Origin of the sequence: Methylocystis sp. ATCC 49242 (assembly GCF_000188155.2) — a bacterium.
GTDB lineage: Bacteria > Pseudomonadota > Alphaproteobacteria > Rhizobiales > Beijerinckiaceae > Methylocystis.
In genome coordinates this window covers 634,323-656,111 of sequence record NZ_KE124774.1, presented here as the reverse complement: position 1 = coordinate 656,111, position 21,789 = coordinate 634,323, and the positions used below count along the sequence as shown (strand labels likewise).

Annotated in this window: 19 protein-coding genes and 1 tRNA gene; 8 read left to right on the top strand and 12 right to left on the bottom strand. The window is 60.4% G+C overall.

The window, feature by feature from the left end:
* Positions 1-91 precede the first annotated feature (91 nt).
* From MET49242_RS05010 to MET49242_RS23165, 4 genes are all read right to left on the bottom strand, one after another.
* Complete coding sequence (locus MET49242_RS05010) at positions 92-346, bottom strand: DUF3768 domain-containing protein (protein WP_084678891.1); 255 nt, start codon at positions 344-346, stop codon at positions 92-94.
* 211 nt (positions 347-557) lie between these two features.
* Positions 558-899: a hypothetical protein gene (locus tag MET49242_RS05005; protein ID WP_036281126.1), complete on the bottom strand. Its 342-nt coding sequence runs from the start codon at positions 897-899 to the stop codon at positions 558-560.
* An 82-nt stretch (positions 900-981) separates the two neighbouring features.
* Positions 982-1,575 carry a hypothetical protein gene (locus MET49242_RS05000; RefSeq protein WP_036281124.1) on the bottom strand — a complete coding sequence of 198 codons (594 nt, stop codon included), beginning with the start codon at positions 1,573-1,575 and terminating at the stop codon, positions 982-984.
* Positions 1,576-1,889: 314 nt separating this feature from the next.
* Positions 1,890-2,897: a hypothetical protein gene (locus MET49242_RS23165; protein ID WP_051134011.1), complete on the bottom strand. Its 1,008-nt coding sequence runs from the start codon at positions 2,895-2,897 to the stop codon at positions 1,890-1,892.
* 428 nt (positions 2,898-3,325) lie between these two features.
* Between MET49242_RS23165 and MET49242_RS04990 the strand changes: the two genes are divergently transcribed.
* On the top strand, positions 3,326-3,751 hold the full coding sequence (locus MET49242_RS04990) for a hypothetical protein (protein ID WP_036281122.1): 426 nt from the start codon (positions 3,326-3,328) through the stop codon (positions 3,749-3,751).
* A gap of 795 nt (positions 3,752-4,546) precedes the next feature.
* Entirely contained in the window at positions 4,547-5,335 is a 789-nt protein-coding gene (locus MET49242_RS24735) for a hypothetical protein (RefSeq protein WP_144259469.1), read from the top strand.
* Here the strand turns inward: MET49242_RS24735 and MET49242_RS04985 are convergent.
* A complete protein-coding gene (locus MET49242_RS04985) occupies positions 5,332-6,516 on the bottom strand; it encodes a site-specific integrase (RefSeq protein ID WP_036281120.1) in 1,185 nt (394 codons plus the stop codon). The two genes, MET49242_RS24735 and MET49242_RS04985, sit on opposite strands and share 4 nt — an antisense overlap.
* Before the next feature lie 134 nt (positions 6,517-6,650).
* Here MET49242_RS04985 and MET49242_RS04980 point away from each other — a divergent pair.
* A tRNA-Thr gene (locus tag MET49242_RS04980) sits at positions 6,651-6,727 on the top strand.
* A 167-nt stretch (positions 6,728-6,894) separates the two neighbouring features.
* On the opposite strand, the gene MET49242_RS23160 is transcribed toward MET49242_RS04980, so the two are convergent.
* The 3 genes from MET49242_RS23160 to MET49242_RS26535 all read right to left on the bottom strand — a co-directional run bounded on the left by MET49242_RS23160 (position 6,895) and on the right by MET49242_RS26535 (position 11,105).
* Entirely contained in the window at positions 6,895-8,250 is a 1,356-nt protein-coding gene (locus tag MET49242_RS23160; protein WP_144259468.1) for a sialidase family protein, read from the bottom strand.
* A 54-nt stretch (positions 8,251-8,304) separates the two neighbouring features.
* Positions 8,305-10,659, bottom strand: a complete 2,355-nt coding sequence (locus MET49242_RS04970) for a TonB-dependent receptor (protein ID WP_036281118.1) — start codon at positions 10,657-10,659, stop codon at positions 8,305-8,307.
* 77 nt (positions 10,660-10,736) lie between these two features.
* Positions 10,737-11,105: a DUF2946 family protein gene (locus tag MET49242_RS26535; protein ID WP_371212540.1), complete on the bottom strand. Its 369-nt coding sequence runs from the start codon at positions 11,103-11,105 to the stop codon at positions 10,737-10,739.
* Between the two features lie 25 nt (positions 11,106-11,130).
* On the opposite strand from MET49242_RS26535, the gene MET49242_RS04960 reads away from it, so the two are divergent.
* Positions 11,131-11,535 (top strand): hypothetical protein, encoded by a 405-nt coding sequence (locus MET49242_RS04960; RefSeq protein ID WP_036281114.1) that lies wholly within the window; start codon positions 11,131-11,133, stop codon positions 11,533-11,535.
* On the opposite strand, the gene MET49242_RS04955 is transcribed toward MET49242_RS04960, so the two are convergent.
* Positions 11,504-13,264 carry a PepSY-associated TM helix domain-containing protein gene (locus MET49242_RS04955; RefSeq protein WP_036281112.1) on the bottom strand — a complete coding sequence of 587 codons (1,761 nt, stop codon included), beginning with the start codon at positions 13,262-13,264 and terminating at the stop codon, positions 11,504-11,506. The two genes, MET49242_RS04960 and MET49242_RS04955, sit on opposite strands and share 32 nt — an antisense overlap.
* A gap of 553 nt (positions 13,265-13,817) precedes the next feature.
* Here MET49242_RS04955 and MET49242_RS25700 point away from each other — a divergent pair.
* Positions 13,818-13,979 carry a hypothetical protein gene (locus MET49242_RS25700; RefSeq protein WP_192815572.1) on the top strand — a complete coding sequence of 54 codons (162 nt, stop codon included), beginning with the start codon at positions 13,818-13,820 and terminating at the stop codon, positions 13,977-13,979.
* Between the two features lie 662 nt (positions 13,980-14,641).
* On the opposite strand, the gene MET49242_RS04950 is transcribed toward MET49242_RS25700, so the two are convergent.
* Together MET49242_RS04950 and MET49242_RS25695 are read right to left on the bottom strand one after the other, a co-directional pair.
* On the bottom strand, positions 14,642-17,920 hold the full coding sequence (locus MET49242_RS04950) for a GH36-type glycosyl hydrolase domain-containing protein (protein ID WP_036281110.1): 3,279 nt from the start codon (positions 17,918-17,920) through the stop codon (positions 14,642-14,644).
* A 334-nt stretch (positions 17,921-18,254) separates the two neighbouring features.
* Entirely contained in the window at positions 18,255-18,680 is a 426-nt protein-coding gene (locus MET49242_RS25695; RefSeq protein ID WP_036281108.1) for a hypothetical protein, read from the bottom strand.
* Positions 18,681-18,896: 216 nt separating this feature from the next.
* On the opposite strand from MET49242_RS25695, the gene MET49242_RS04940 reads away from it, so the two are divergent.
* The 3 genes from MET49242_RS04940 to MET49242_RS04930 all read left to right on the top strand — a co-directional run bounded on the left by MET49242_RS04940 (position 18,897) and on the right by MET49242_RS04930 (position 20,927).
* The gene (locus MET49242_RS04940; protein WP_036281106.1) at positions 18,897-19,187 is read left to right on the top strand and encodes a hypothetical protein; all 291 of its coding nucleotides are present in this window, start codon (positions 18,897-18,899) and stop codon (positions 19,185-19,187) included.
* A gap of 330 nt (positions 19,188-19,517) precedes the next feature.
* On the top strand, positions 19,518-19,814 hold the full coding sequence (locus tag MET49242_RS04935; protein ID WP_036286978.1) for a hypothetical protein: 297 nt from the start codon (positions 19,518-19,520) through the stop codon (positions 19,812-19,814).
* Positions 19,815-20,075: 261 nt separating this feature from the next.
* Positions 20,076-20,927: a right-handed parallel beta-helix repeat-containing protein gene (locus tag MET49242_RS04930; protein WP_158497257.1), complete on the top strand. Its 852-nt coding sequence runs from the start codon at positions 20,076-20,078 to the stop codon at positions 20,925-20,927.
* A 100-nt stretch (positions 20,928-21,027) separates the two neighbouring features.
* Here MET49242_RS04930 and MET49242_RS04925 read toward each other — a convergent pair whose 3' ends face one another.
* Entirely contained in the window at positions 21,028-21,558 is a 531-nt protein-coding gene (locus MET49242_RS04925) for a hypothetical protein (protein ID WP_036281102.1), read from the bottom strand.
* Between the last annotated feature and the right edge of the window lie 231 nt (positions 21,559-21,789).

Sequence of the window (21,789 nt, the reverse complement as noted above, 5' to 3'; positions counted from 1 at the left end):
CCCGACTTCGTCAACGGGCTGTTAAGCGTCGCCTCACGACTCGACGCTGAGCCCGCAGGTAGCGCCTGTGGGGAGGCGCCTATCGCGCAGATCAGTATTCGTCCGCAAACATGATGGTTAGGACACGGATCGTCTGAGCCGGGTCGGCGGGATCGTCGGAGCCATGCGCCATGTTGGGCGCGTAATAATCGATTTTCCAGAAGAACTTTTGGCCCTTGTGCTCGAACGCCCCGAAATCATGCTCGCCGTAAGGGTCATTGTCGGGCGTGAATGCGTCGAAGCGCATCACCTTGCGAACGATTGCCGCTTGGTCGGCCAAAGGCAGGCTGGCGACGCCTGCGGTCATCAAGAATTCGCCGGCGCCAATTCCATGGCGGCGAAACGCATCGTTGCGGCGGCGGATGCAGTTGGTCCGTCGTTCGGGGGCTTCTGTTGGCAAAGCAGTGTCTCCGTCGTTGGTCGGTTGCGCATCCGCAGCCGAGGAACGCAGCCTGTGTCGGGTTTTCGTGAGGGTGGCTGGCGCGGTCAGCCCCGGGCGAAGGGCGCAGGGCGAGTTGTCACCGCCCAATTTGGGTGATTTCGACTCGGAACGTTTTCTCGTCATCCGCGCGAGTCACCGTGTAACGAACCGGCAGGGTGAAAGCGGTCTGGCTCGTCGAGCCGATGCTGCATTGGCACAATGATCGGCTTCCGCGTTCATTCACGGTCGTGATCTCGCGCGCGTTGAATCCGGTCCCGAACATTTCGGCGGTGAAAGGAAGGGCGCGAAGACCGCTTTCGATTTGCGCGATAACGGCTGGATGGCCACAACCGACTTTCGCGCCGCCGCGCGTCGCGATCGGAAAGCTCAGCAGCAGGAGCGCGGCAAAACCGAACAAGATTTTCTTGGCGACGCCCATCTCAGGTCCCCTCGGTCAAAACGTTGTCAGTGAATTTCTGGGAGCGAGGCCCGGGCGTTTCGTAGACGCCCGGGCCGTTCGCTCATGCGGGGTCCCGCGGCAGCAGCCCGACTTGGGAAATCTTCCGCGCGAACAGCGGTTCGTCGGGCCAGGACCACCACTGCAGTTTCAGCAGGTCGCCATGAACCTCGATGACGACCGCCTCGTACCATCCTTCGTTCGGGCCGGTGGTGGCGAGCACGAGGCTACCCGCCCCGATATCGCCCCAGCCTTTGGCAGGCGTTGCCTCGGCCGTATCGGGCGGCTGGTCGCCGCCCCCGGCCCCCGAATGGCCGTCAGGCGGGCTAGCCGTGGCCATACGGGCGGGCTTGGGGCTTTTGGCTGGTAAGCCGGCGGCGGCGACGATCGACGCATACAGGCTGGCCTTGACGAAGGGCACGAAAGCCCGGCCGCTGGCGAACACCTTGCCCCGGGGCAGCTTGGCCGCAAGCGCCTTTAGCTCAGCCGTGTCGAGCTTCACTACCCGCATGCCCATCAGCCCCGCCGCCTTGGCGGCCAATTTTGCATCCGCTTCGTCGAAGGTTGAGGCGTGCGGCTTGCGGGTGTCGTCCAGCCCCATGACCACGAGTACGGGCTCACCATTGTCTTGGGCTGCGTGTTTTGGCTTGGCGCTCATCGTGACCCCCCAGAAACGACGAAGGGGGCCAGAGGCCCCCGTTTCGGTTGAATGATCGATGGCGCGTGTGGTGGCCGCAGCGGCGGCCGACAAGGGTTTGTCATGAGCTTTCCCAAAAGCTGAGCCGTGGCCACAATGGCCCGGCACGGCCATTATATAGGACTATTTTCCTATTGTCAAGATCAAGGCATAAGGCGATCTTCGCCGCCCCGCCATCGTCTGAAACCGGCGCAATGTCGGCGAGCAAAACGGCCGGGAAACTGGACAGCCATTTTCGTTATCCCGCGCCAACAGCCGTCGCCTTTCGGTCGGGCCTAATCGCGAGCGTCCTTGAGCGGCACGCGATCGCAATCGGCAAAGGAGGGGCAATGCGTGTTTTCGCAGCGACGACGGTCGACGATCCGGTTGCCGTTGCAGATGTTCCAACCCCAGGCTGCGCAGAAGCCCCAAAGCGCGTGCTGGACGAAGCGGGGGAAGACGGCGGGATTTGCAGGGTTGAATTCGCGGGCGTCGATGCGCTGGGCCAGGCTCATGATAATCTCGGCGCAGCCGTTCGGCGCATAGCAGCCGGGACCGTAGGCGTGTTCGGCGTTGAACCGCCGCAGCACCCCGGTCCGGTGCAGAAAGTTGTGAACGAGGGTGTCGATGGCGATCATGTTTGCGCCGGTCGTCATCCATCGTTCCCGCTCAGGGTCGCCCGCGAGCAGAAGGTCGGCCAGCATCATGTTCCACAGTTTCGGGCCGACGCCGTCGATATGGCGTAGCGGATCGAGGAGAGAGGCTTGCATGAGCACGGCGCGCCCTGAAACCCCGACGCCGGGGTCGGCAGCCGCCAGCCTTTCGTCAATCCAGCCGACAAAATCGCCGTCGCAAACGTCCCGGATGAAAAGGAACAGGCTGTAGGCGGCGACGTTCAGCGCGCCTTTTCGCAGTCGATGCTTGGGAAGCGGGCAAAACGGCAGGAGGCCAGGCTCGGCGCAGGTTCCCGCCCCCTTCCGATAGCCGCAAGAGTCGAAGGCCCAGTAGCAGCGCAGTCGCGGACAGATCGGGACGTGGCGAAGCGCCCTTTCGACGTCGGCAAATCGAACGCCGCCATGCCGGGCGTCGAAGCCGAAGGCAACCGCGTCGGTGATCCCTTGGAGCGAGATCAGCCTCGTCAGCCAATCGAAAATCGGCTCGCTATCGCGCTGCTTCACCGCGTCCTGAACGCCCGCTTCGCGCAGACCTGCGGCGATCTCGTCGAGATAACTCCGTGGCGCGAGTAACACCGCGGGGCGCGTGACGTGAAGGACGAACCCCCAATCAGGATTGAAGCGTCGCATTCAATTTCGCCTTTCGAGCACGCTCGTAGCATCGCCCGAATAGCAGGGGTCAAGCGTGTCGCGGATCGACGTCAAAACGTGCGCCGTAAATACCAATTGTAGTCGTAGCGAACCGGCAGGCAGTGGATGCGCCTCGCATGTCGAAGCTACCTTATCGGCACTAACCAATACGGGGACCGTGAAATTCGGGACTCGTAGTTGGACCCCCATGCCCGAAAGGTGATTGAACGATGGTAGACCAACATACAACAGTCAAATCGACCAGCCATACCCATAGATACGATAACACGAACAGCTGGGCGTCGGCAGCAGGTAGACGGGAAATTGTGGCTCACTGGGGCCGCTATATCGAGACCCAAGTAAATGATGGCTGGACGCCGTACTTGCTCACTTTCCAATATCGGCAGATAGGAGGCTCTCGTCGGCGAATGATCGATGAAATGAGCAAAGAGGTAGAGCGGGTTTATGCGACCTTGCTAACGCGCGTAATTCGAAGACCAACTTCCGCCGGGAGCGTGGGCATGCATCCGGTTTGGATCGTCTGCCCAGATTACCCGGTTTGGAAACGGGAAAAGCAGCTCGTAAGGGATGTCACGGTGAACGACGGAATCCATTTTCAGGGCGTCGGTCTGATGCCGCCGAAATCAAGGCTCGCGCAGCCTCTGGACAAGCATTTTGATGAAAACGCGGCTTTCTACGTTCGGGGAAAACTCCCCCTTATCCGGGCACACGCCAAGCCGATAACTGAAAGTATCGGGCGCGCGACCGATTACACAATGAAGGCTTTCAAGACCGGTCGGGTTTCGCATGACGAAATGCTAATCCTTCCGCGGGCATTAAGCGAGATTCCATGATCGCAAGCCATTTCGAATAAGCGACGAGACGATTTCGTCTCGTCGCTTATTTATTTCCTTGCTCCTGCGAGGAATCAGGTGCTCAGAACTTCAATTCGAAGAAGCTTCGATTCTGAGGCGCTTGATCGTCATATCGGCAAAATAGGGGACCGGCACCTGAATTTTTGTCGCGGTCCCCTCTCACGGCAACGTTTATCATGAATTTGGAGGTGTTAGCGGCAACCTCGCTCCGCAGCAACCTACCATCGTCATAATTCTCCGTTGCCTGTCGCTTTTCGACGAGAGCCAGCGGAGTTTCATTGCACGCCCCCACGATCGCTGGTGCTCGTTCTATAGTGCGCCTGCTCCCACGCAAGAACATCGGAGAGGCGATACCTCACACTCCGCCCTAGTTTTAAGAAGGGAATTCCTCCACCGTTGAGGCGCTGGTTACGGAGCGTCTTCACCGCCCTACCCTGGCGTTGAGCGACATCAAACTCCGTGAGGAGCCTTTCGTCGCACGATGCTTCCGGTCTGACAGCTTTCTCGGAATTAGCTGCGTTTTTGGGTTCGCGTTTTCTAGTCGTCACGGCGATCTCCATTGTGTTGACAACTAGTCTTTACGGAGCGCACTGAGCTCGCTTGCACGCGCAGCAAGAGCTTCGACCGGCGGTCCAAATCAGCGTCGCAAAATTCGAAACTGCATCAGCAATGCGTCCTTTCAATAAGCCAACGCCATCGCCCAACGCGCAGCGCTACTCTTGAACTTTTTGAAGGACAGGATATATATCTGTTAAACAGACATAGGAGCGATCAATGCCTCCGCACGTTAAATCCCCCAAAGGTCGTGAGCCATTTAGATTCTCATCAGAGCTTATCGATGACGCGGCTACTTTTTTGGATGACCTGGGAATTCCGAAAGACCCTTATGCCGTTCGCCCCCAAGACGTCTCTCGCCTAACTGAAAGCGCCTTGACCGTCGCTAAAGCGTCGCGCGAGCAGCATTACCGCGCATTCGCGTATGCTTACGCGCTTTGGATTCATATCTGCTGTCACCCAAATACCCGAGAACTTGTCTTCGAACTTGCAAGCAAGTGTCGCCTGAAGCTGACCGAAAAGACGCACCCCCTACGTCTCTGTATGCAAACATTGATGCACTATGGTGAAGATCATCGAAAAGCCGAAAAGCTATATAGCCGAGACGTTCAGGCGGCTGAGTATCTTAAATCCGAGAAAATCCGACCCAGCGAAGTCGTGCAGAAGGCTTTAGAAAAAGGGCAAGGATTGGACGCCTGGGCTCGCAAGAAGCATCGTCCTGGGTGCGATGAGATTGGAGAGGGGCACGAGGCCAATCCCCATGAGGAGGCGCGAGCAACCGACGATATAATCATCGAATTCAAAGGGGACGGTTTCTCAGAAAGGGTAACGTTGCCGAAAAACAAGGACAACGAGGCATTCGTGAGAGACATACTACTCAAGCTCGCCCGTTTAAAGGGAAATCCCGTTAAACCTAGGAAAATCTCGGCCAAAGCTCACCGTCGCAACCGGCCAACCCCGTCTCGCATCCGGCCCACCCCGCCTCCAGCAAAATCGCGCGTAAGTTAGGCTGCGTGTTCAGCAATCCCTAAGAGGGCGGCCACATGCCGCCCCCATATCTCTAACGCGTCACGACGCTCGTCGAGAAACTCATGACGCTGGTAGATCGCTGCGACTCCTCCAATACTGCCAGATTGATGATTGAGTATTTTATCGGCGACGTGCGGCGGAATGCCCAGGCGAGCCATTCCCGAAACAACCGTCCGGCGCAAGTCGTGCAAGGTCCAATTATTTATGCCCGAGACTTGGTCCAATCTTGATTTGCACTTAGAATAACCTTGGAAGGGGCGTTTACCATCGTTCGAAAAAACCAGATCGCCCAACCTTGGCGAACTGCTTATTAGGGCTTTCGCTTCTTCCGACAAATGAACGACGTGGGACTTGCCGTTTTTCGCACGCTCTGCTGGGATAACCCACTGCCCATTCGATAAATCCAATTGGGCCCAGGTCATGAGGCCCACTTCATTACGCCGTTGCCCTGTTAGTCCCAGCACTTGAACGATCGAACCGAATGGGTGGCCCATAGTCCTTGCGGCAACCAGGATCGATTTCAGTTCCTCATCGGAAAGGACTCGCTCCCGAGATCTTTCCTTCGAGGGAGCTCGCATCCCCTCACATGGCGAATTTTCGAGAATACCACGACCCACGCACCAGGCAAGAAACTTGCGGATGGCCGCAAAGGCGCGATTTGCCATGATCGGCGCCCCCCTCGCCTGAATGTTGTGTATTAAGCGGTCAACGTCCGCTCTGCAGAGTTCTGATACAGCGCGCGTGCCGAAATCGGGTAGCACCTCGCGCCGGAGGATGCGTATCGTTTCGGACGCCGACCTGTTTTGACTGACATGCCTGTTTATGAAGTCATCTACCAGGTCCTCAACCCTCTGGGACATCACCTCGAGTTTTTTCGCCTGCCGTTCAGCCTGAGGGTCGCGACCACCCTCCCGTTCCGCAAGGACGCGCATGGCCTCGGCTCGCGCCTGCTGGGGGGTGAGCTTGCCGTACTGCCCGATCGTGTACTTGCGGGCGTTGCCTCCCCCGACCTTCGGACGGTATTGGACTAAGAACACCTTTCGACCTTTCGGCGTGACCTTCAGGCCGAAACCCTTCAGCGTATCGTCCCACCAAATAACGTCTGTGTCGCTGCCCGATAGAGAGTCGATCACATTTTTGCTTAAGCGGCAGACCGGCACCTGGTCCTCTTGCGTTGCGAGTGCTACCTGGACGCAATATAGGTAGCAGAATGGAGGGAAATAGCAACCCAAAGAAGGGTACTGGAGGACCTCGCCTTTGCATAATTACTTAGAATATAAGATATTTGTGATCCGCCGGGACTTAGAAGGTAAATGTCTTTCCTGATTTGTAATCAGTAGGTCGGGGGTTCGAATCCCTCAACCGGCACCAATGAAATCAATAAATTATGAAATCAGAAAGAGCGCCAATTTCTCCTTGGTGACCAGTGCTGCTCACAGCGGCGCGCCAACGATTTTTGGAATCGCTGGCGCATCTTGTTCTAATCGTAACTTACATCGTCATGTGAGCCTGAGCATTGGCTCATTTTGGAGGATCGGCTATCGCGCCCCTGCCTGGCCGAGTTCGAGATTCTTGCCGATTGCCTTCATCGCAAGCCGCTGCTCATTGGGCGCGAGCTGCTCGGTCCATAGCGCAAGGAAGCCGGATTTCGTCGCCACGACGCGCGGATGAGTGGCGGTGATTTTCAGCGGCGACAGACGCTTGGCCTCCGTCCAGCTGGCGCCGTCGTCGGAGGAGGTCGCTGCGTAGATGGCGAGCGTGCCGTCACTCGCTTCCGGATCGACCATGTCGAACACCGCGGCGAGCCGGCCGTCCTTGCCGATCGCAATGTCGCCATGCGTCGCGGATTCATCGCCGAGCCGTTGCGGCTCCGACCAGCTCTTGCCGCCGCCGGCGGATTTGAGGTGATAGAAGCCGGCGTTTTCTTTCTTGCGCGTTCCGACGACGCCGTGAATTTCAGGGGTCTTGCCGCCCCGGATGGCAAGACCCCCGCCAATATGCGGACAGCCGGCGAAATCCCAGCCAAAGGCGCCGACCGTGGAGAGCCGAGTCCATTGACGGCTCTTCGGGTCGACGACGCCGATCGCCATGTCGGAGGGCTGCTTGTCGCGGTAAAGCACATAGAGATTGCCGGCGGCGTCGGCCTTGCTCGTCGTCCAGCAGCAGGCGCAGGAGGCGATGTCGAGCGTGAGGTTCTTTGACCAGCTCGCGCCCGCGTCGGTCGAGAAGGCGTAGCGCAGGCCCTGCGCGCCCGGCGCAGGCGGCGGCCCGTCACGGCTGTCGAGCCAGGCCGCATGCAGCGTCCTGCCGTCGGACGACAGGGTGAAGAAGGCATGCGGCCCCTTGGGCCAGTCCGCCGGACCGGCGAGCGGGGTCCAGGTCTTGCCGCCGTCCTCGGAGCGCGCGGCGATCATCGGCCCCGCCCCGCCGTGCGAATTGTCCGCCACATGACTCATCCACATGGCGACGAGCTTGCCGTTGACCGAAGCGAGGCGCGCGTCGGAGCCACGCGTCACTGTCGCGCCAGCGCCGGGCGGCCCTTGCACCTCGGCCTCCTTCGACCAGCTCTTGCCGTCGTCGGTCGAAATCTGGTGCCAGATCGTCGTCCCGCTTCCCGAATGTTTGCCGGTGAGGAGATGCAGCTTCGCGCCGTCGGCGACGACGTCGAGGCTGACCACGCCGTCAGGCAGGCGCATGACATGCCTGGCGTGGTCGCCGCCGGCGCCCTGTTGCGCCGCGGGCGCCGCTCCCGCGGCGGCGGGAGGCGGTTCCCCCGCCGGCCGCGCCTCTTGGGCGAGGACCGGCGCCGCGATCAACGCCGCCGCGACTGCGATCGACGCAAGCCGCGCGTTTTTGACTATGGCCGCATATGGTCCAAATTCCAATGCACGCATGATAGCCTCCTCAATACCGCCGCACTTTGTCTGGCTTCAGGCTAGCGCAGCCGCTCAGTAGGTCAACTTCAGCCCCGCCGTGAAATAGGCGCCCGGATTGACTGTGAACTGATAGTAGCGGCCGAGCATGTTGTTCCCCGCGACATAGAGCTCGGTGTATTGCGTCGGTTTCCAGGAGACGCGCGCGTCGAGCTGCCAGAAGCGGTCGAAGCTGCCGTAGACCCCGCGCACGAAGTCCGTGTTGGTCGCGAGATCGAAACTGTCCGCCGTGTAGCGCCCGGTGAGCGTGCCGGTCCAATCCTGATAGTTCGCCTCTAGCGACGCGTTGAAAAGATGGCGCGGCGCGTTTTGAAGGCGTTTACCGACCGTGTCGGGCTGGTCGGGCGCCTCCAGCGTCAAGGCGTCGAAGACATTAGTGTAAGTCACGTAAGCGGTCAGCCAGTCGGTGAGCGTCTGCGAACCCGTGATCTCGAAGCCGCGCACGAGCGCCTCGCCCGAATTCACCGTCGTCGACCATGTCTGAATGATGGTGGGCGCTGGCAGGCGCTTCACGGAATTATAGTCGGAGAGCCAGCTTTCGAAGAAAGTCGCCTTTGCGAAAGTTCCCGTCTGCTTGAAATATTGCTCGTAGCCGACTTCCCAGGAAATCGCAGTCTCCGGCTTCAGATTGGGATTGGAGAAGGAACGCACGTTGCCACGCGTGCTGTCGACGTAGAGCGCATTGAGCACCGGCGCGCGGAAGGCGCGGCCGGCCGACGCCCGCAGCACGCCGTCCTCCCAGGGCATATTGGCGACGAGCGACACTTTGGGGTTGAAGTTGACGACGTCCTGGCCGCTGAAATTGTCGTAGAAGCCCGCGCCGGAGCGTATGCCGCTCGTATGCCACCAGTCGACACGCCCGCCGAGATAGGCGGTGAGCCAGGGCGTCACCTTGATTTCGTCCTGCGCGAAACCCCAGACGAAACGCGACTCGGCCTGCATGCTGCTCGTGAAGGCCGTCGACGAGCCGAAGTTCGTCCAGTTGTTGACGTTGAACGCCTGAAAGGCCGCCGTGCCCCGGTCGACGCCCACACCCGTCGTGACATGATGCGCGAAGAAGGGGATGAACTTCGGCGAGAAGCTGTATTGGACGTTCGCGCTGAGCAGATTCTGCGGATAGTTGTTGTAGACGCCCGCGCCGCCGGCCGCAAAGGCGTTTGAATTGGGCGCGACGGAAGGCGTCGTGAAGCGGTAGACGCGCGCCATGTTGTTGACGTTGAGCTTGATCTCCGAGTCATCGGAGAACTTGTGCTTTGCGAAGAAATAGCTCGTCAGCGTCGTTTCATAGGCGAGGCCGGCGCCGAGCAGTGCGGCGGGCGTGATGCGGTTCGGCGGCGCGACGGAGGCGTTGTAGCCGAGATAGCTCGACAGCGGTGCGTAGCTGTCGAACAGCCCCTGCATCGAATTGTTGAGGAAATAGGTGACGCCCGCGCCGAATTTCGTCGCCTGATCGTAATCGTAATAGAGCTTGAGATGCGAATTCACGGCCCGCCATTTGGCCTGCCCCTGCGCGCCGAGATACCAGATCGGCTGCCCCTGCGCGGTGACGGTCGGAACGGCGCCGGCGATATAGGGCGGAACGAGCGTGCGCTGGATGATGTTGTCGCGGAAGCCCTCGCTGCCTTCCCAGCGGCCGCCGGCGCTCCAGCCGACGCCATTCGCGAGCCGGTCGCGATAGATGATGTTGCCCGCCTGGCGCGAAAACTCGCCGAACGTCGACTCGCCGCGGGCGATGACCTCGCGCTTCTCGGGAATCTTGCTGAAGGCGCGAACGACGCCGCCATAGGCTTTCGCGCCATAAAGCGCCGATGACGCGCCGGGCAGAGTCTCGATGCGCTCGATGTCGTCCATGAAATATTGGGAAAAGTTGAACGTCCCGAACATCGGGTCGTTCATGATCTGGTCGTCCATCAGGAACAGCGTGCGCTGCGTGCCTGAAATGCCGCGGAACGAGAAGCGGCTCGCGCGGTTCGCCGAGGGCGCCGTATAGCCGAGGCTCGCGCCCCAGGAATAAATACCCGGCGCGTCGCGCAGAATGGCGCCAATGCGCGGAGCGTCGCGGCGCTGGATGTAATTCTCGCTGAAGACAGTAAGATCGCCGGGCGCTTCGCTCACCTTCTTTTGTGTGCGCGTCGCGGTCTCGACGATAATCTCCTTTTCCTGCACCGGCTGGGCGGACGCGGAAGACGGCCCCGATCCGTGCGTTCCGGAGCCCCCGCTATGACCGGCCGAGGGTGTGCGAGAAAGACCCCGACGCGCCGGACCGATGCTGATGGTCGGCAGCGCCTGCTGGGCGTAAGCGATGGAATCGAAGGCGCAAAGAAGGGCGACGACGGACGCGCCGCCGCGCAGAAAACGCGGTAAGGTCATGGGAATTCTCCTGCGGCTTGTCAGGGCCGCGCGTGCGGGATTATCGGCGCGGCGCGCGAGGCGCCGCAGTCACGCTGTCAGGAGAAGAAAGGCGGCGCGCGGGACGACCAACTGCTCGCCCAGCCGATCAGGCGTGGCGACGCGTCATCGTAGTTGGCGTAGGCCGGTTCCCGGGCCTCGCGCGCGGGATCGAGGGTCAGCGTCGCAAGGACGAAAGCGAGGACGACCATGGCGTCTCGCGATTGCCCCTGACAAAGAAGGCAGCAATCGTGCTGCGAATGACCGGCTTTCCCCGATGGGTTCCCGGCGTCGTCATGGCAGAACGGGCTCGCGAGGAACATCGCCGCCGCCGCGACAGTTTCGGTATTTTGCGAGGACGTCCCCGGAGCGACCAGCGGCGAGAGCATCGCCTGGAATACGAGCGACGCCGCACACGCGAGGGCCAGAAGCGGCCCGCGCGTCTATGCGCGCATGGCGCAGGATGGCGCACTGCCCGCAATTCTCGGCCGACTGCATGGCGACCATCCGCGCATCGCAATCCTTGCACAGGGCGCCCTCTGTCTTGTGGTCGTGTGGAGCGCGAGCTTGCGCAACCTGCTCGAATTCGTGGGCGTAACGCTCAGCCTTTCGGCCGCCATGGTGGTCATTGGCTGGCTGCGTCAGGAATTCGCCGCCGCGCACCGGCCCCGGCCGCTGCTCGTTGCGGCCGGCGCCTTGTTTCTTACCGAAGCGACGGCGATTTCCTTCACCGCGCTGAAGATGCGCCCGGGGTCGGCGATCGCGGCGTTGCTGCTGATCGCTGTCGGGCTCGCCTCGCATTACGCGCGAGGTCTTCGCGCTGGCGCTACATCCACTTCTGACGCCACCAGCGAATAAGCCCGGTCCCGATCAGGAAGAGAGCGAACGTCGCGAAGATATCGTTCACCCAGCGCCATTCGCTCCAGAACAGCGCGCCGGTGTGGATGCTGCGCAACCACATGAACATCGGGACGCCGGGCGAGTCGGGATTCGTCGGCTCAAACATTTTGAGCCGCGCGCCATCAAGGCTCGTGAAGACGAGTTTTGCGCTGGTACGCCATAGTAGCCCACCCTCGAAAGCGGTGACGTCAGAGGGCGCAAATCCGCGGGAGAAGGCGCCCATGCTCATCGACATCGGCCGCGCCGACTGCGACGCGCCCTGCGGCCTCATGCCCCCCGACCCTGCGCCTTGCTCCCGGCCGGAGCCCCGATCCATTCTTTCGCCCATGCCGGGATCGGCAGGCGCCAGCGCAGCCTCATGGAATGCATAGTCGTCGCCGCGGATGATCGCCGTCGAACCCATGCCCGACATGATGACAACCCTGTCGCCGATGCGCCGCATGCGGTTGGCGCCGCCGATCGGCTGGCCATCGGCGTTGCTCTCGCGCGCCCATGTCTTCCCGTCGTCGGCAGTCGTGAACATGCCGAGGAAATTGCCAACGGAGAACGCTCCCGGCGCGTCTGGATAGCCGACGATCGCATCGATGTGGCGATCCCAACTGTTCAGGCGGAAGGCCGGGGTCAGCAGCGCGGTCGGGGTGCTGATGCTACGCAGCAGCCCGCCGAGCTCCTGATCGTGGTCGACCACGATGCCCGTGAGGGCGAGATAAAGGAGGACGGGAGCGGCGATGAGGCCGAGCGTCGCACCGTGAATGCGGTATAGCCAGCTTGTCGTCGCGCGCTTGGCTTCCGGCGACATGCCGCGAACGCCCGCCTTCGCCTGCACGCGCCACCATTTGTCGAAACCCCAGTAGAGAAGGCCGGTCATGGCAAGAGTCAGCATTCCAAGTCCGCCGAGATCATTGAGGAGCCGCGACGTCTTCTCCTCGAACAAACCGCGCCCGAAATGGATCGAGCGGACGAAGCGATGGAGACGAACGCCCAGCGGACGCGCGTCGTCTGGCAGCGGCGCAATATCGAGTATTTCGGCCCTCGACGCCAACTCCGGGTCGAAGCGAAAGACGCGCGACTTGTCGATGACGCCAAGCATTTCGTTCGGCGTCGCGCCTTGCGCGAGAGCCGTGACGCGTTCGCCCGCGAGTCCCGCGATCTCCGCCGTATCGCCTCTATCGCTTGTTGCGAAGAGACCCATGTCTGTCCCAATCCACAGCCGCTTCCAGCCGAGCGCAGGATCGGCCTCGATGGCGAACACCTGCGGATGCGCATTGTCCTTGAATTGTGTCGCCCGCCAATTGGCCCCGCCGTCGTCGCTTCGCCAGAGGCCGCGCGGACCGGCGGCGAGCCGCCTCGTGGCGTCATTCGGATCGATCTGGAGATAACGTACGACATTTCGCGCGGCGTTCATGCTGACGGAATCGCTGACCAGCCAGTGCGGCGCCGTCACCTGCTGCAGCCATCGCCAGTCGTCGTTATTCAGGAAGAAGCCCGTCAGCCCGAGCACGGCGAGCCATGCGGCGCCGATCAACCCGGCCCATTTGTGGATGACGAAGGCCCACCTGTAGAGCGAGGAATTGCTTTTGCGCTTGCGAACGCTGCCGCTGCGCGCCCCCGCAGCCCCGGCCGCCGAATTCGGGCCTGCCGCAGTGAATCCTTCATCACGCCGAAAAAACCGGTCGATCAGTGACATATTGTGGCCTCCTGCTACTTTTCTCGCCGCGTTCCGCCAACGCGCCGCATCGGGCGTATCATCAACCAACGCTAACCCGATAGCCCCCGGAATCTTGGATGAATCTATAGAAAGTGCAACGTCGAGGTTAAGGAGTGAGCAAGGCGGCATGCAGGCCCTTGGCCACCCAACCAGCAGGTCAAGTCAGCCGTCATAGCGCCGCGGCGAACGCGTCTTGCGTCGACCGCCACGCGCCGGCTCCGGCAAGGGATTTTGGTTACTTTCGCCCGGATCGTCCCTACCGGCGGCGATCGGCGGAGTTGCGCCTTTCCTCGGTTCGCGTTCCCTGCGCCGAACTCGCCAGCGCGGGCGAATGTGACCGGCGCGATGAAGCCGCCTTTAAGCAACATATCTCTGCGCTGGCGCGCAGCGCCTTGAACGCAGCCGGGCTTTCCAACGATCTTGCATGGCATGGGAACACCATGCGCCATCCAGAAGTTGAATTGGCAAGCCCGCATGCGCCGGCTTCGGCGCGTAAAGGAAGCGGGTTACAATGCAGCCAAGGAGTAGCGCGATGGTTACTTACAAGGAACACATCGCAATGACTGTTGTGCTTGCGATTATAGGAGCCGCATTCGGCGCAGCATTGGGTGGCGCGACGATAGGCTTCCCGGCGGCGCTCGCGAGCACCATTATCGGCGGTATGGGCGGAGCGGTGTTGGGATCGTTCATGTAGACAACGTCTGAACGAAAATCTCACGAGCGCGGGCGATGCAGGATTCGCTGCTTCGCCCGCGGCTGAGTTCCCATGTTTGTCGGGCCGCGGCTGGATTTTTCATATTTGCCGCCCTAGCATGTTCCTTGTTGGAGGCCGTCCTCGAGGAGATCATTCATGCAAAATCGCATTTTCATATGCATGGTCGTCATGGCCAGTCTGAGCTTCGGCCCATTCATATCTCAATCAGAGGCGCAAACGCTGCGCGGCGCAGCAAGCGTTCTCTCGGCAACACAAAATTTCAGTCCTGTCGACGCGGCTGCGTGCCGCGGGTGGGGACGCTGGTGCAGACCTGGCTATGTGCGCACTTGTGGTCCGTGGCGCTGCTGGTGTCGGCCCTGTTGGTAAATCGATCAAGAGCGCGCGATCGTTACACGAGAACAACTTCGGCGAATTCGAATTCGCCGAAGTCGCTCACGCTTGCTATCTTGTCGCGCGTTCAAACGGAAAACCGCCTACACTTTTCCTGAACGCTCTCCAGCGGTTGGGGCGTTCTTCTGATTAACCGTCTTGCTTTCGGGCCGTTGCGCTCTCATTCATCGCCGCGTCGCGTGAACCATCGCGCTTACGAACCGACGCGATGAGCAGGCGAGCCCTATCCGGGCGCAGCTTCCGCCATGCGTTCACGAGGCGACGACATGGCGATCCGCCCACGTTAAAGTCAAGCCTTCCTTGGAAGTCGGCAGGCAAGGTTTCACGCTACGCGCTCCGAAAATCCGCCGCACTCCGAAAGCGTGCTGCACCAGCATATTTGTGTAAAGACCCGGTCCGCTTGAATAGATACGCCATCCGCCGTCGACCGAAATAGTCCCGGCCCTGACGCGCGACCATTCGGCGCTTGCCTGACACCGATCCGCAAAGGCCGCGTCACTGCTGCTGAAATAGGCGTTGCGTTGCCGCAAGGACGCATGAGCCAATCGATCGGTGACGGCGATTGGATTGGCGACAAGCAGCGCCTCCCAAAGCGCATCGGGATCGCCGAGGATGCTCATGGCTTCCGCATAACGCAAGTGTGAATGCGTATACATCAGGCCAATTTCCCGGCCGAAGAAGGCGGCGGATTCCGCTCGTCGGAAAGTCGTTTCAGGGCCGCCGTGATAGGCTATCGGCCTGTCCATGAGGCGCGCCCCATCGGGAAACAGCAGGTAATTTCTGACAAGGTCGAGATGACGCTGCGCCTGCTCCTGAGTGAAGACTCCTCCGGCTATCGCTTGCACCATCGGAAGCATCGAGTAAGCAGGACCGATTGCATCGGCGCTCGGATGGAGCAGCAGCGCCGGCATGTCGCCGTCCGGCTTGAACAAGGCATAGCCGGCCAGCGTCTCGTCGCGAATGAGGAAGCGATTGAAATCTTCCCGCATGCCCGCGGCGATGGACCCAAGCTCATCAGCGGCCTCATTGCGCCCAATCCGCCGCAGGATTTCGGCGTAGCGGCGCAATTGTTGATAGAGCAGCGCGACAGTCCAGCTACTTACCATCCAGTCGCGCTTCTCGGGATCGACAGGTTGAAGAGAGTCGTTCCAGTCGCCGTTCCCGTAGCGGATGAGATGCGTGCCAGGGATGACACGCTCGCGCACCTTAGAGATCAGGGTTTCCACATGCGTCGCAACGGAGTCCGAATAGGCCGTCTTCTCGAAAGTATCTCCACGCCTCCAGGCGACCCGCTCGTCGAGAAAAGCAAAATCCCCGGTCGCTTCGACGTAATCGCACAGGGCCTTCAGAGGCCAGATAATAACGTCCCCATGCGCTTCGCTGTCCCTTATCGATGAATAGGGATCCAGCATGAACCATTGCGGCCAATCGCCCCGCTTTTCGTGCTGCTGGGAAAAAACGATCCGGAGAATCGCCTTGGCGGGCTCGTCGTGCTCGAGTGACAGGAGCAATTCCATCGGGCCCTGGCAAACGTCGCGCGTTCCCCATGCGGCGCCCGAATATTGCTCGAGGCCATGAGGCACTGTGAGATGCGCCATGGCGTCGTGTGCGAACCAGGGAAAGATCGTGTTGATGGCCTCGACCTCGGCATCAGGCGCGGGACCCTCCAGACGCAGCCCGCGCGTAATGTTGCGCCAGTAATGCGTGGATTTGGCCAGCATCGCTTCGTGGCCGACTAGCCCGCGATATTTCGCCGCCAACGACTCCGCTCGCTTTGCATCCGTCAGCGAACCGACGACCGCGAATACGAATTCGCGCGTGGGACAAGTTCGCATCACTGCATACGCGCCGCTGCGCCGTCTGTTGTCCACGTAAAGCAATTCGTCGCCGCCGACTGCTTCGACTTGCTCGGGCGCGCTTGTTACCAGATGGAAGACCGCCTGCGGATATTGCCGGGCCCACATGCCATCCACATCCGGCCGGAAGGTGAACTGATTTTTCGTCGCGTCGATTTCCATCCTACCCGCATGTGCGAATTCATGCTCGCCGATGACGAGGTGGCCGAAAATAAGCAAGCGACAGGGGGCGCCCTCGACGGTAATTCGCCACTGCATCGCAGGCTCTTCGCCGGAGACAACCGCGGAGACCGCAATGGTTCGGTCCTCGAGTTGATATATCCAGCGACAATCGCATAAGCCCATTTCAAATGCGGACGGCGTAGCCAGCAATCGCCATCGATTCCCGATTTCGACCAGCATGCGCAACCCGTTACCCCGCGTGATGTTGTAGGGATCACGCGAAACGGAAAAGAGCTTGTGAAAAGATGTATTGCCGATGGTGAGTTGCGCGCCGAAAACGCCGTGCATCCAGCAGGTGGCGCACAAGGTATCGTCACTCGGCAACATCTCGGCGCCGCTGAACAGCAAGGCGCCATGGCGGCGCGCCACAATGTGCTCCTTTTCGCGCAAGACGATATGCCTGCTGTGGGTTTTATCGGGCGTAAAGAACGACAGAAACTCGCCGCCCGCCTGCTCGACATGCGTGCGTTGTGGATAAAGCGCACCTATCGCACTCTCATCGAGGTTGCGGGCGATGAGCGGCGAGGCGTCATGCAAATGAGTCCGCAGCGGCAGAGACAACGCGGCTTTACACGGCTTCCAGTTCGCGCCGGCGCGTTCGGCGATATCGATCAACGCGAGATCGGCGGCGCTCGAAGCCGCCGGATGGTCTGGCGTGTAGAATCCGAAAAACGTCCACGCGGCCTCGGCGCCAGGCGCCAGCGCGGCAGGGCCGGATTGCAGCGCAGCGCAAGCTGTTTCGTATTGCTGACGGTGGGAAGGGAGCGTGGTCCCAAAGCTGAAGTCAATCTGGTCGGCGTCGCGGTAGGCAGGCCCCATCAGCTGGCGGAAATCGGTTGCGTAGCCTTCTGCGCCGTCGAGGCAACCATGGGCGACCCAGGGATGCGCGCCGGCTTGCCAAAGATTCTGGCGATTCATCAAAACAAAATTCATTCGCGGATGCGTCGCGACAAAATGATCTAGATATTGGCTCGCATAGGCTTCATTGTTCATCAGGAAGGCCGGTTCGCCCAGGCCGATATCCTGAATGAAGATGGCGTCGCAGGAGATCTCCCGGTCTCGCAGGTTGTGCGCCTCGACTCGCCATAGCCACAGGTTCAAGTCCGGATGCAGCCACAGGCTGACGCGATGTCGCAAGCCCTTCTGCACGCCCTCCCACACAAAGCGGTCCTCCCCCACGCCGACACGGCATCTCGCATTGGGGCCGATGACGGGGAGGATCACCGGGTCGGCGCCCCCGGTTCGCAGATAAAGTCCGCCCATCCCATCGGCGATCGGCGACGCGAGCGTCTGGTTGATCATGATACGGCGGTTGTCCCGCACATGTTCGATCGCGAAGACCGCGCCGTTCGGCAACAGGCTGATCGAGACCCCTGCCCTGTTGGCGATTCGTGACAGGCCAAGATCGTCCATGCGCGGCGTCGTGATATTTTCTGCTGGCGTTTGCAACATTCCCTGTCCTTCGACAATGGCCTCTTGTCCCGACGACCTTTGCGGTTACGGCGACAGAAAAACACGAGACCGGACGCCCTCGAGCTCGAGCCTGGCGACATGATAAAGCGATTCTCGGGAAAATCGCGCAGAGGCGGTCTGATCCTTCACCTCGCTGCGCGCGCCATCGTCCGGCGACGGCCATTCGCTTCGGATCGTCGGATGAGTGACCCGAGTCCTTGCGATCGGATGCAGGCTTGAAATGGATGCAGATTGCCCGCCAACGTGAGGCGCGGCCGCGCGTCTCGCCAGTTTGCCGGGTCTAAACCCTGATCGACGGCGACAATTGCGCTGGCTATAAACCTGCGCCGCTCGGGGGTTCAGCCGAATTTCGATCCTCGTCGACCGTCTGGGCCATTTCCTCCGCCAGTTTCGCTTCGCCAACGAATTTCTGCACTTCGCCAAGAGCGCTTTGCGCAATCCCGGCGACGGCAAGCTCGGGTGATTGTACGGCGAGGCCGAGAGCAAGCTTCGTTTTCCCCACCGCCTCGTTCGCGTATCCCCTCAGCTGATCGCTTGAGCCGGATTGTAGGATTTTGCCGACAACCTCCGTCACGACGCATTTCTCGGGGTCGTTCGTTCCCCGGGCGTTTTCCCGAAGTTCCAGAGAGTCATTTCCTTCGACAGGCTTCGTCGCGGCGCTCGGCGCCGAAACCTTCCGCGCGGTATCTCCGCTCGTGAGATCAACGTCAGTCGTCGGCCTGTCCGTAAGGTTAGACATCTGATGTCACCGACCTGCAAAATCAGGTTTCACCGACCCGACTCTTAAACGTCGATAGACTGGTCATGGTTCCGACGCGCATCGGTCAAATCCGTGAAGTGACGCCGCATTTCGTTGCGGGAACTTATCTGCAAAGCCTTGCGTTGCAGGAGGCGGGTTCTATCTCATTCATATAAGCGCTTTGCATCGAGCAGAGACAAATCCGAGAAAGCGTCGATGAGGAGCTATCTGCAGACCGGCGCCTCGCCCAGAGGGTGGGAAAGATGCATCGACATCGCCGTGCGCTGGTTGACGAGATGCAGCAACGGGTCATGCCAATACCTGATATCGGCGCTAAACGAATCCAGTGACGAAGAACTGGCTGACAAGTGCATTTGCTGTTGGGGACTGGATCAGCCGCAGGGCGACGACAACGACATCACCTGGTTCGAGCAGCACGAAACCGACAGGCGCATGCTCGTTGAGGCGTTCGCTGCTACTAGAGCATATTTCGCCGAGGAGCTTTGATTCTCCGCCGGCGCCCCAGGCTTTGCCGCCAAAGAGACAGCGCCAGCTTTGGCATGACGGCAGGGGTGATTTTCGTGGAGGCCTGTCCGGAGGACGTCACGACGACCTTTATTGGCGCTCGGCCGAAAGGAATATGGCGTCGCGGCGTTTCGTTTTTGGGCGGCAAAAATTGAGAAATATTCGCATTGGGGCAATACTGCGGGAATTCGTCGTGACGCGCGGAGCCGAGGCCATCGTTAAGGCTTAAAGCTGGTTCATTTTGAGGTTTGATTTCCCGGGCGATTCCCGTTCGGGATGATCAGTCAAACGCACCGAACCGAGGTCTCGTCAATGCAAAGTCTGGTTGTCGCCCGCCCCGTAAAAAAGGTCATTGTTCTTGCCGCGCTACTGACGGCTTCTCTCCCGCTATACGGCTGCTACACTCCCGGCGAACGCGCCTTGGGAGGAGGCGTAATCGGCGGCCTCGGCGGCGCGGGAATTGGCGCTCTGGCTTCGGGCGGCCTCGCTGGCCCGACATTGGCCGCCGGCGCAATCGGGGCGGCCGGCGGCGCGCTCATTGGCGCAGCCACCGCTCCGACGCCCCGTTACTATTACCGGCGCCACTACGCGCGGCGTCACTACTACTGACGAGGGATGGCGGCGTCGGATCCTTGATGCACAATGATCCGGCGCTGCGTTCATGCTATGGCTGCTGCTACCCGGCCGGTTCACACTATCAGGCGTGACCGGCTTCATGAGCAATATCGGATGCGGGGCAAAACCCGCGTATCGCGATATGGCTGCTGCAACCCGCTGTGCGTTTCCACAACGCAGTTCATGATGAAACTCGCTAGATCACTCCTGCAGGAGCGATCTTTGCCGCCTCATCTCCAGCGGGGGAAGTCATTCATGTCCAGGATTTTGTCTATGCCGGTCGCCGCCGGCTTCATGTCGATCGCCGCCAGCCTCATGGTCATCCCTGCGCAGGCAGCCGCCGTTTCCTTTGTCTCGAGCAAGGGCGTCAATACGGGAAACTGCGCATCCTCGGCCAATCCCTGCCTCACATTCCAATACGCCTTGAACCAGACTTTGGCTGGCGGCGAGATAAAGGCGCTTAGCCCCGGAAATTATGGTCCTTTGAACATAAATAAGGCGATCACGATAACGGGCGCCGAGGGCGCCGGCGTCGTTCGCGCCAGCGCAGGCGACGCAATAACAATCAATGCCGGGGCGAACGACAGCGTGAATATCTCACGCCTTACGATCGACGGGCTCAAATCCGCGACGAATGGAATCAAGCTAAATTCAGCTGGTTCGCTTTCGATCAGAAACTGCGCCGTTCAGAATTTCACCGGCGTCGGCGTATATCTTCGTCCAACGGCAAATCTGAAATTTTTGCTGACGGACATAATTTCATCGAATAACGGCGGCGACGGCTTCAATATCACAACGAACGGCGGCTCGGCGAAGGGCGTCCTCAAACAAGCGTCGGCGATAAACAATTCCGGCGCGGGCGTGATGATACAGGGATACACGCGACTCATGGTCGTCGACAGCGAGGCCAACAATAACCTTGTCGGCTTCAGAAGCGAGATCGGGGCAATTCTCCGCCTTACGCATTCGACTGCAACCGGAAACAGCGGCAAAGGCGTCTATCTCTTCACCGCCGCCGAAAGCGCCGGCGACAATTTCATCCGTGGCAATGGGTCAGGACCGGTCGACGACGTGAGCGGGTCCCTGACAAACGTGGGGACGCGCTGAAACACGGGTGCACTTTCATGCACGAGCATGCGAGCGCACCCGTGTTCAGACCATTTTCACCGGCGTACAAAACGATAAATTCGGCCCGGAAATAAAGGGCTCAGGCTGCGGTTCCGGCTTCATCCGGATCGAGCTCGGTTCTGACGGGCAATTGCGTCCGGATCGCTTCGACAATGCTCTGGATGGCGACATTTGCTTCGTCCGCGCGGCGTTCCGCGAGGCTCGCGCGCTGCTCCACCCTTATCAACTCGGCTTCTTTTGCAGCGAGCCGCGATTGCAGCATATCGAATGCGTTGCGCGTCTCCTCGAGCGCTGCTGTGAGTTCGACGATCTTTGCCTCGGCCTCGAGCTGCGCTATTTCGGCTCGCTCCGCGCGGGCATCGGCGAGTTCAAGCTTCCTGACGACGGCGTCAGCGACATTGTGAGCGCGCGCTACCGCTTCGGCCGCTTGCTCCTCCAGTCCCTTGATTGCAGCCGCGGCTTCCGCGACGAGGTTCAGGGCCGCGGCGGCGTTGTCGCCGCCGGAGGAAATCTGGCGGGTCGGGAAATTCACTACAGACGCCGCCGTTGATGGCGTCTCATTGACGGAGTTCATTTCGCTCACGTCTTGATCGGACTCGAGCCATTCCATCGAGATCCCTCCTCCGTCGCTCGAATCGATGCGTCGAGCTCGTCTCGCGATTCATATTTTGTAAACGAATCCGGCGAAAAATCGACATACAAACAAGCTTGAGCGGCGCATTTCATGCGGCGAATGGAGATTTCAAAAGGCTATGGAGCCTCTCCGTCGTCGGTTCCGCCCCCTTCCCCGTCTGCTTTCGACAGACAAATGCGTCAAATTTGAATACGCAGACCGCGCCCT

Bases quoted from the DNA above. Each gene is read 5' to 3' on its own strand.
- MET49242_RS25700 (WP_192815572.1), top strand. From the start codon at position 13,818: ATGGTTACTTACAAGGAACACATCGCAATGACTGTTGTGCTTGCGATT.
- MET49242_RS04925 (WP_036281102.1), bottom strand. From the start codon at position 21,558: ATGGAATGGCTCGAGTCCGATCAAGACGTGAGCGAAATGAACTCCGTC.
- MET49242_RS05005 (WP_036281126.1), bottom strand. From the start codon at position 899: ATGGGCGTCGCCAAGAAAATCTTGTTCGGTTTTGCCGCGCTCCTGCTG.
- MET49242_RS05010 (WP_084678891.1), bottom strand. From the start codon at position 346: ATGACCGCAGGCGTCGCCAGCCTGCCTTTGGCCGACCAAGCGGCAATC.
- MET49242_RS23160 (WP_144259468.1), bottom strand. From the start codon at position 8,250: ATGCGTGCATTGGAATTTGGACCATATGCGGCCATAGTCAAAAACGCG.
- MET49242_RS05000 (WP_036281124.1), bottom strand. From the start codon at position 1,575: ATGAGCGCCAAGCCAAAACACGCAGCCCAAGACAATGGTGAGCCCGTA.
- MET49242_RS04930 (WP_158497257.1), top strand. From the start codon at position 20,076: ATGTCCAGGATTTTGTCTATGCCGGTCGCCGCCGGCTTCATGTCGATC.
- MET49242_RS24735 (WP_144259469.1), top strand. From the start codon at position 4,547: ATGCCTCCGCACGTTAAATCCCCCAAAGGTCGTGAGCCATTTAGATTC.
- MET49242_RS04970 (WP_036281118.1), bottom strand. From the start codon at position 10,659: ATGACCTTACCGCGTTTTCTGCGCGGCGGCGCGTCCGTCGTCGCCCTT.
- MET49242_RS04955 (WP_036281112.1), bottom strand. From the start codon at position 13,264: ATGTCACTGATCGACCGGTTTTTTCGGCGTGATGAAGGATTCACTGCG.
- MET49242_RS04960 (WP_036281114.1), top strand. From the start codon at position 11,131: ATGGCGCAGGATGGCGCACTGCCCGCAATTCTCGGCCGACTGCATGGC.
- MET49242_RS04990 (WP_036281122.1), top strand. From the start codon at position 3,326: ATGATCGATGAAATGAGCAAAGAGGTAGAGCGGGTTTATGCGACCTTG.
- MET49242_RS04950 (WP_036281110.1), bottom strand. From the start codon at position 17,920: ATGTTGCAAACGCCAGCAGAAAATATCACGACGCCGCGCATGGACGAT.
- MET49242_RS25695 (WP_036281108.1), bottom strand. From the start codon at position 18,680: ATGTCTAACCTTACGGACAGGCCGACGACTGACGTTGATCTCACGAGC.
- MET49242_RS04940 (WP_036281106.1), top strand. From the start codon at position 18,897: ATGAGGAGCTATCTGCAGACCGGCGCCTCGCCCAGAGGGTGGGAAAGA.
- MET49242_RS23165 (WP_051134011.1), bottom strand. From the start codon at position 2,897: ATGCGACGCTTCAATCCTGATTGGGGGTTCGTCCTTCACGTCACGCGC.
- MET49242_RS04935 (WP_036286978.1), top strand. From the start codon at position 19,518: ATGCAAAGTCTGGTTGTCGCCCGCCCCGTAAAAAAGGTCATTGTTCTT.